This is a genomic window from uncultured Zhongshania sp. (assembly GCF_963975605.1).
Lineage (GTDB): Bacteria > Pseudomonadota > Gammaproteobacteria > Pseudomonadales > Spongiibacteraceae > Spongiibacter > Spongiibacter aquimaris.
This window is the reverse complement of the sequence record NZ_CAXBHN010000016.1, coordinates 75,458-81,746: the sequence shown is the minus strand read 5'-3', so window position 1 is coordinate 81,746 and position 6,289 is coordinate 75,458. Positions and strand designations below refer to the sequence as shown.

The 6,289-nt window shown below is 52.2% G+C and carries 7 protein-coding genes; all 7 read right to left on the bottom strand.

Annotated features, from left to right (window positions below; translation table 11 throughout):
- Positions 1-185: 185 nt before the first annotated feature.
- Positions 186-395: a BrnA antitoxin family protein gene (locus tag AAC007_RS13360; RefSeq protein ID WP_295876614.1), complete on the bottom strand. Its 210-nt coding sequence runs from the start codon at positions 393-395 to the stop codon at positions 186-188.
- On the bottom strand, positions 388-681 hold the full coding sequence (locus tag AAC007_RS13355; protein ID WP_339677417.1) for a BrnT family toxin: 294 nt from the start codon (positions 679-681) through the stop codon (positions 388-390). Before AAC007_RS13355 ends, AAC007_RS13360 begins: the two co-directional genes overlap by 8 nt.
- Before the next feature lie 158 nt (positions 682-839).
- Positions 840-1,634, bottom strand: a complete 795-nt coding sequence (locus AAC007_RS13350) for a DUF2894 domain-containing protein (protein WP_339677416.1) — start codon at positions 1,632-1,634, stop codon at positions 840-842.
- A gap of 3 nt (positions 1,635-1,637) precedes the next feature.
- The gene (locus AAC007_RS13345; RefSeq protein ID WP_219044386.1) at positions 1,638-2,285 is read right to left on the bottom strand and encodes an OmpA family protein; all 648 of its coding nucleotides are present in this window, start codon (positions 2,283-2,285) and stop codon (positions 1,638-1,640) included.
- Positions 2,282-4,387 carry a hypothetical protein gene (locus tag AAC007_RS13340; RefSeq protein WP_339677415.1) on the bottom strand — a complete coding sequence of 702 codons (2,106 nt, stop codon included), beginning with the start codon at positions 4,385-4,387 and terminating at the stop codon, positions 2,282-2,284. The genes AAC007_RS13345 and AAC007_RS13340 overlap by 4 nt, the downstream gene beginning before the upstream one ends.
- On the bottom strand, positions 4,384-5,175 hold the full coding sequence (locus tag AAC007_RS13335) for a DUF3348 family protein (protein ID WP_339677414.1): 792 nt from the start codon (positions 5,173-5,175) through the stop codon (positions 4,384-4,386). Before AAC007_RS13335 ends, AAC007_RS13340 begins: the two co-directional genes overlap by 4 nt.
- 238 nt (positions 5,176-5,413) lie before the next feature.
- Positions 5,414-6,181 carry a glutathione S-transferase N-terminal domain-containing protein gene (locus AAC007_RS13330; RefSeq protein ID WP_339677413.1) on the bottom strand — a complete coding sequence of 256 codons (768 nt, stop codon included), beginning with the start codon at positions 6,179-6,181 and terminating at the stop codon, positions 5,414-5,416.
- Between the last annotated feature and the right edge of the window lie 108 nt (positions 6,182-6,289).

The following is a 6,289-nucleotide window of genomic DNA, read 5'->3' as shown; positions in this document are numbered from 1 at the left end:
CGACTCTACCAGCTGGCCTCCTTCTTACCAATTGCACTTATTATCCGAAACCGCCCTATTTTTCCGAGTGGTTTTTCGCGTTTTTTAGTGGGCTTTGCCGGTTCTGGTCGCTCGGTAACGTGATCGATCCAGAACAGCGCATCTAGGTAATTCGCATCGCGATTTAAATGCTGTGGCGATAATCTTTACTGCCACTTCATCGTAAGTTCTTTATGCGACTGCGCACAATCACGCAGATAAAGATTTATTAGGCTTTGGTAGGGTACACCTTTGTCCTCCGCCAAGCCTTTAAAATACTCGATGGTATCTTCATCAAGTCGGATGGTTACCTGCTTTTTTAGCTTTTTGGCATAGGGGTTTGGCTTGGACTTCGAGAAATCATAACGATCACGCATTTTTAACACCCTCATAAACTTTCCGTTCTGTTTTGTCTGCCTTTCGAGCGGAGATAATACGAATAAATTCACCCGTTCTTACGCAGTGGCAGACGACCAATAGACGAGAATGAATACTTGTTCCAAGTAAGATGAATCGATCTTCGGCGTCTGAATGGTCTGGATCTGCGATAAGACGGGCGAACTCGTCAGTAAAGACGGTTTTAGCCTCATCGAATGAGATACCGTGCTTTTTGACATTAGCGGCATCCTTGCGAGGATCCCATTCAAATCGTAGATGAGCCATGCCTAAATTGTAACTACATTGTATTTACAGTCAAGGGGCCTGCACGATACCGTTCAAATGCCTTAACCTGTTAAAACGGTGCCTATCCACTATTGCGACTACTCCCTCAAACACGCAAACTTTCTCAGACACTTTCCCAGCTTATAAAAAATCGTACTCTATTTTTTCCGAGTGGTTTTTCGCGTTTTTTTAACGGGCTTTGCCGGTTCTGGTCGCTCGGTAGCGTGATCGATCCAGAACAGCGCATCCAGGTAATTCACATAGCGATTTAAATACTGTGGCGACAAATCGCGCATGGCCGTTAAGGCTTTCAGCGCGAGCATCTGTGGATTCAGTGGCCCCGGGCTTTCAGGGCCTTGCTGTATGGCGATTTCGACCCGCTTGGCGATTGCGCTGCGCTGCCGAAAAACCTGCATTTTCTGGCTGGCCTGCAAGGGCCGCTGATCCGACATCGGCTCGGCATCACCTTGGCTAAGCGCTATATCGGCGGTGTAGGCAGCACCGCTTAAGCTTTGACTTTCTTGTTCCCGCAATTGCCTCTCTAAGGCAGACGCTGCCGCATCACTGCTCACTGGCTTCTCATCCAGCAATTCCCGCAGGCTCTTTACTTTGGCAATAGCCTTATCGCTTGGGCGCGCATTGTTTTGATGAGTGAGAAGTAATTTTTTAAAAGCGAAATCATCGCCATTGTTTAACAAGGTCTCGGCCAATGCGAGGTCACGCTCACCAAGCTCGGCCAGTGACGTCGCTAATCGCTGCGCGTTAGCCTCTTGATCAATTCGATAGCGCGATAAAGCATCGGCAATTTTCGTTTGCAGAATATCTTGTGCAGGCGCTCGCAAACGCTCTGCCCGCTCGGACATAGATTCAATAAAGCGGAAACGCGCGGGATCGTAAAGATGGCCCATCTCTTCACGCAATAGCGCTATATCCCGCTGTAAATCTGCCAGCATAGCTTAGGGTGCCTTTTCTGCTGCCGCTTGCGCCCGTGGCACTGGCGCCATTTCTACGCGGCGATTTTGCGAGCGGCTATCAGCATCATTATTTTCCACCACCGGCTGCTGCGCGCCAAAGGCGGCGGCAAACACCATATCGGCGGGCATGCCCTCTTCGATAAGTGCACGGGTGACGGTTAGCGCCCGCTGAGCAGACAGCTCCCAATTATCGCGAAAATGTAAATTGCCTTTTTGAATGGGGAGATCATCGGTGAAACCGCTGACCATAAGCAATTGCTCATTGTCACCAAGATAAACTTGCAGGGGCGCCCGCAGCGTGTGCAAAAGTTCTCTGCCTTCGTCCTGTAATTCTGCAGAATTCAAAGAGAATAAAACGTTGCCACTGATACCAATTTTGCCATCGCGCAGGGTGACTCGGCCGGCAGCAAGAGGGTCAGCCAAAGCCTGCTCCAGGGCCAAGCGGCGTTGCTCGGCGACTTCTCGTTTTTGAATCTCTTTCTCTAGGGTCTGCGATAACTCAAGTTGAAAGCCCAGCGCCCACACCAATAGCAACACAAACACGCCGACCAGCCCGGTCATTAGGTCGCCGAAAATCGCCCAAATTGGCGGTTCTTGATCTAAGCCATTATCTAGTTCCGACACACTCATGCCGACGCTTCCTCACGAGAAGTCACAACGCCTTTAGCCAAACTCTGCAGTTGGTTCATGATTTCCTGGTGAGACAACATATTGTGGTCGATAATTTCCCGCGCCTGCGCAACGTAATACGCCATTTGCTCGTCGCTGCGCTCACCACTGCCCTGCAAGCCCGAATCCACTTTCAGCAAGGTCTCGATCAAACCACTGTTTGCCTCGCTGAACTGACTAACGGCGGTCGCAAAGGCATCACCCAAACTCGCCAGTTCTGCGCTACTACCCTCAAAGTGAGCAACGATATCAGACAACTTGCTAGATTCAGTATTGACGCTGTCAGCAAACCCTTGGCTGATAGTCGCAAGCAATTCTGAGGAATTGCCGAGGATACTTTCTACCGCCTCGCGCTGCCCTGCCGCCGACACCTGCAAAGACTCCGACAGGGCATTTAACTGGCTCATCAACTCGCGACGCTCGTCGAGCAGGCTGTTGTCACGCTCGATATTTTCATTCATTTCGGCGCGTAATTTGGTCATGATTTCAGCGGCAATTCGCGGAGTTTCAGAGGCCGACTCGATAAGGCGCCCCATCGGCTCCTCAATCGCATGTGCCAAACTCGCCAAGTGTTCGGCAACCGCAGCCTGTAATTCATTCAAACGGTTTACCGCCGCGTCGCCGCGCTGTTCTTCCAAGGTATATAGGCTTTGCAATTCTGATTTTATGGCCGCCGTCATCTCGCTCATGCGCGCCTGATAACTATCTAGCCAGCTACTTTCGCTTTGCGTGCGGGCCGCAACCAACTCCTCAGAGGCCGTCACTAATTTGCTGAACTCGGTTATCAACTCTTGGCTACCGGCGCGAGCATTACTCGTTAAGGCCTCGGCATTGCTTTGCAGCAAATCCGCACTTTGTTCAAACACGGTAGACCAATTGGCAAGACGCGCTTGCTCGGCGGATTGCTGCTTTTCTAACCAGTCGTCGCTGAGGGAATTAAAGCTGCCGACCATAGCCTGCGAACTGTTGGCGAATTGCGCAAGCAGCTCGCTAAAGCGCTGATCCATTGTTGATAGTAATGACTCACTGCCCGCTTGCTGCGCGGTCACCGCGCCTTGCCAAGCGCGGGTAAAATCGTCTGATGTGCTGGCGTAGCGCTCGTCTAAACTCTGCAAATGCGCCGCTGCCGCGCTGTGTAATTGTTGCTGACTGGCTTTCATATCATCGCGAATATCGCTGACAAAACGGGAAATGACCGGCGTTATATTCTCGCCGGCAATACGGCCGCTGTCGGCCAAGCTTTGCTTTAAGGACGCGTCCACTGATTCAGCCAGGGCTTGAAATTGACCTTGCGCCGCAGCGTGAAACTGCTCCTGGTTGCGCATAAGGGTCGCCGCCATGTCGTCGCCCATGCGCCCTAAACGATCAGCCAGTAGCGTGAGCTGTTGCGCAACAACAGGTAGGGCCTCCGCCTGCGACTGCATGGCCTGATAACTTTGGCGACGCTGCTGGCTCAATGAAAAAGGTTTGAATACCGTGCTCATACTGGTATCGAGCTGACGAGACACCAATAGCCGCTCGCGGCGACTTAAGGTTGAAATCAAGCCCAACATCGCCGACGCGCACACCCCCGCCACCGAGGTCGCAAACGCCATACCCAGGCCTTTAATTGGTGCCGCCAAACCTGCTCGCACCGCCTCCAATTCATTCGTGCCCTCGAGCGCCACCACCGCACCCTTTAAGGTGGCCACCATGCCGATAAAGGTGCCGAGCAGGCCCAGCATCACTAGCAATCCAATGATATAGGGGCTCAACACCGGCGCGGGTAAACCAATATATTCGCCCTGCACACGCTGACGTACGGCATTGCGCAGGCTGGCGGGCACCGATGCCAACCAACTTTCGATATCTTGTATAGACTCTTCAACGGACGACAAGGCGCCACTCAGTGCCGCGCTAGCCTGCTGATAGCGTATCAACTCGGCAAAGCCGACGGTATACGCCAGTGCAATCAGCACGGTGACACCCAAGGCCAGCGCATTGCTGCCCACAAATGCCGACGCCATCCAAACCACGACTATTGCGCCTATGGCAAACGCCACCATCGAAATCATTCTTGTCATTGTGTTTTCTCTACTTCAAATTCTAGTGCTTCAATTAAACCGATCACCGGCATGAGCCGCAGCTCTAATTCAGCTAACAATACCGCCTGCATCTCGCGAATAAAGCGGTCTAACCACCCGCCTTTTTGCAACCAGCGTGCGGTTTCGTCTTGGACCGAGTTCGAAAGTGACTCATTTAATTGGCTATTTTCCGCCCGCGCTTGGCGGTACTGCTGATTCAAAAAATAAAACCGCTTTGCCAATAAGTGTGGAACACCCGCAAAGGCGCGCCGACTAAAATCGGCCATGGTATCAGCCATGCTGGCGTCTAAGCTCGCTAACTGGGCAAGCTCTGGCGACTTACCCTGCATTATCTGCTGCAACTGCCGCCGCAGCGTCACCACGCGATGGTCCATTTCACTCTGGTGCAGTGAATAAAACCGCTGATAGGCGACAAACCCTGCGTCCGGATCATCTAATGTGTCGCGGTTGGGGCGCGGTAGTATAAACGCCGACGCGCTTTCACCCGGCACTTCGTCGCCTTCCAACACAAAACTATTGATTATAAATGCCAGCATCCCAGCGCGCGCCTGCATAAATAACTCGCTGGGATGCTCCGTGCTCGATGCCGCCACAAATTGCTTTTTTTTCAAGCTCCGCAGGGACTCAGCCAGTACTATCGCGTCGGACAAGCTAATTAACTCGCCGAGCTTATCTGCAAACTGCTTGCTGCTGAGCTCAACATTTACCACGGCCAAATCAGTGAAGACGCGCTGAAGCCGGGAGCTTGTTACCGGAATTGGGTTCATAACTTCCTTAATGAGAGCGCAACCGTGCGGATAGTGCAGCGCTAGAGTAGATCGACGCGACCCCTTGCACTGCCAGACGAGATATTCTGATTAGCGGGAATGGTGACCGCCAAAAAAGTTTCGCCAAAACTGCGGTGACGGAGCTAATTTTGCGGTCAATTATCGCTATTTTGCTCGCAACTTCAAGGATTAGCGGCCATAGAACGAAAACCCTGCCGATACCGCAGGGTCGAAAAATCTAGCGCCCGTATTCAGTCGCGAGATACGTCATGATGTCGGCGGACTCGAACATAGCGACACCGGTGTTAGCATCAATCAAATAGGGGACTTGTGAGCGGCCGGTTAACTCGCGCAAACGAAGGCGGTTGGCACTGGTAATTGGCGCATCCGGAAACCAGCGCGAACGCACCAACGGGGGACCCATTTCCTGCCAGCGGGATTTTGCAAAATTGCGCAATATATAGGGTATTTCCAATTCGGTGAGCAGCTCGCGCACCGGTCGCGAATAGGGACTGGATTCAAAACTGTACAGCTCTAGCACTTGCTCAGGCGCGACTGAGGGCTTGGCATTCATACCCCGAGCACGACCAATAGAGCGCACTGCGGTGGCCGCCATCGAGCTCGAAATCGATAATTGCCTGCGCAACCCTCGCGGCGATACACGCCTCGCATTGCCGTAATTTTTATAGAGGTGATCAATGATCTCCGCCGACTCTAGAATCTCATCGCCGGTATTGGGGTCGAGCAACAGTGGAAACTGACTTACCCCGCTAATATCCAGGGCGTCTGGCCGAAAACGCATACCGCCCACTGGGCAGGGATAAATCAGCACATCAATATCTAACTCACTCAGTACTTCTCTCACCACACGGCAAAACGGGCAGGCTTCAAATTCATAGAGCACCAGCATTTTCTCAGGTTGGCGGGTTTTATCACCATTAAACGCCGCCGAACCGCGCCAACCGCGCGCCGAACTCGCCACTACTGAACTGAGTAAATCAAACATCGCCTGTATTTCTCCTGAGTCAAAACGAGGTATATATCGGCAGCATACGCAAATTATGGCGCAGTAAGGCAAGAATAAGTTGGCGATACTCGTTAATGTGCATAAATA

What these genes read in the sequence shown, in the direction of transcription:
- AAC007_RS13330 (WP_339677413.1), bottom strand. Translation starts at nt 6,181, where the DNA reads ATGTTTGATTTACTCAGTTCAGTAGTGGCGAGTTCGGCGCGCGGTTGG.
- AAC007_RS13360 (WP_295876614.1), bottom strand. Translation starts at nt 395, where the DNA reads ATGCGTGATCGTTATGATTTCTCGAAGTCCAAGCCAAACCCCTATGCC.
- AAC007_RS13355 (WP_339677417.1), bottom strand. Translation starts at nt 681, where the DNA reads ATGGCTCATCTACGATTTGAATGGGATCCTCGCAAGGATGCCGCTAAT.
- AAC007_RS13345 (WP_219044386.1), bottom strand. Translation starts at nt 2,285, where the DNA reads ATGAGTGTGTCGGAACTAGATAATGGCTTAGATCAAGAACCGCCAATT.
- AAC007_RS13335 (WP_339677414.1), bottom strand. Translation starts at nt 5,175, where the DNA reads ATGAACCCAATTCCGGTAACAAGCTCCCGGCTTCAGCGCGTCTTCACT.
- AAC007_RS13350 (WP_339677416.1), bottom strand. Translation starts at nt 1,634, where the DNA reads ATGCTGGCAGATTTACAGCGGGATATAGCGCTATTGCGTGAAGAGATG.
- AAC007_RS13340 (WP_339677415.1), bottom strand. Translation starts at nt 4,387, where the DNA reads ATGACAAGAATGATTTCGATGGTGGCGTTTGCCATAGGCGCAATAGTC.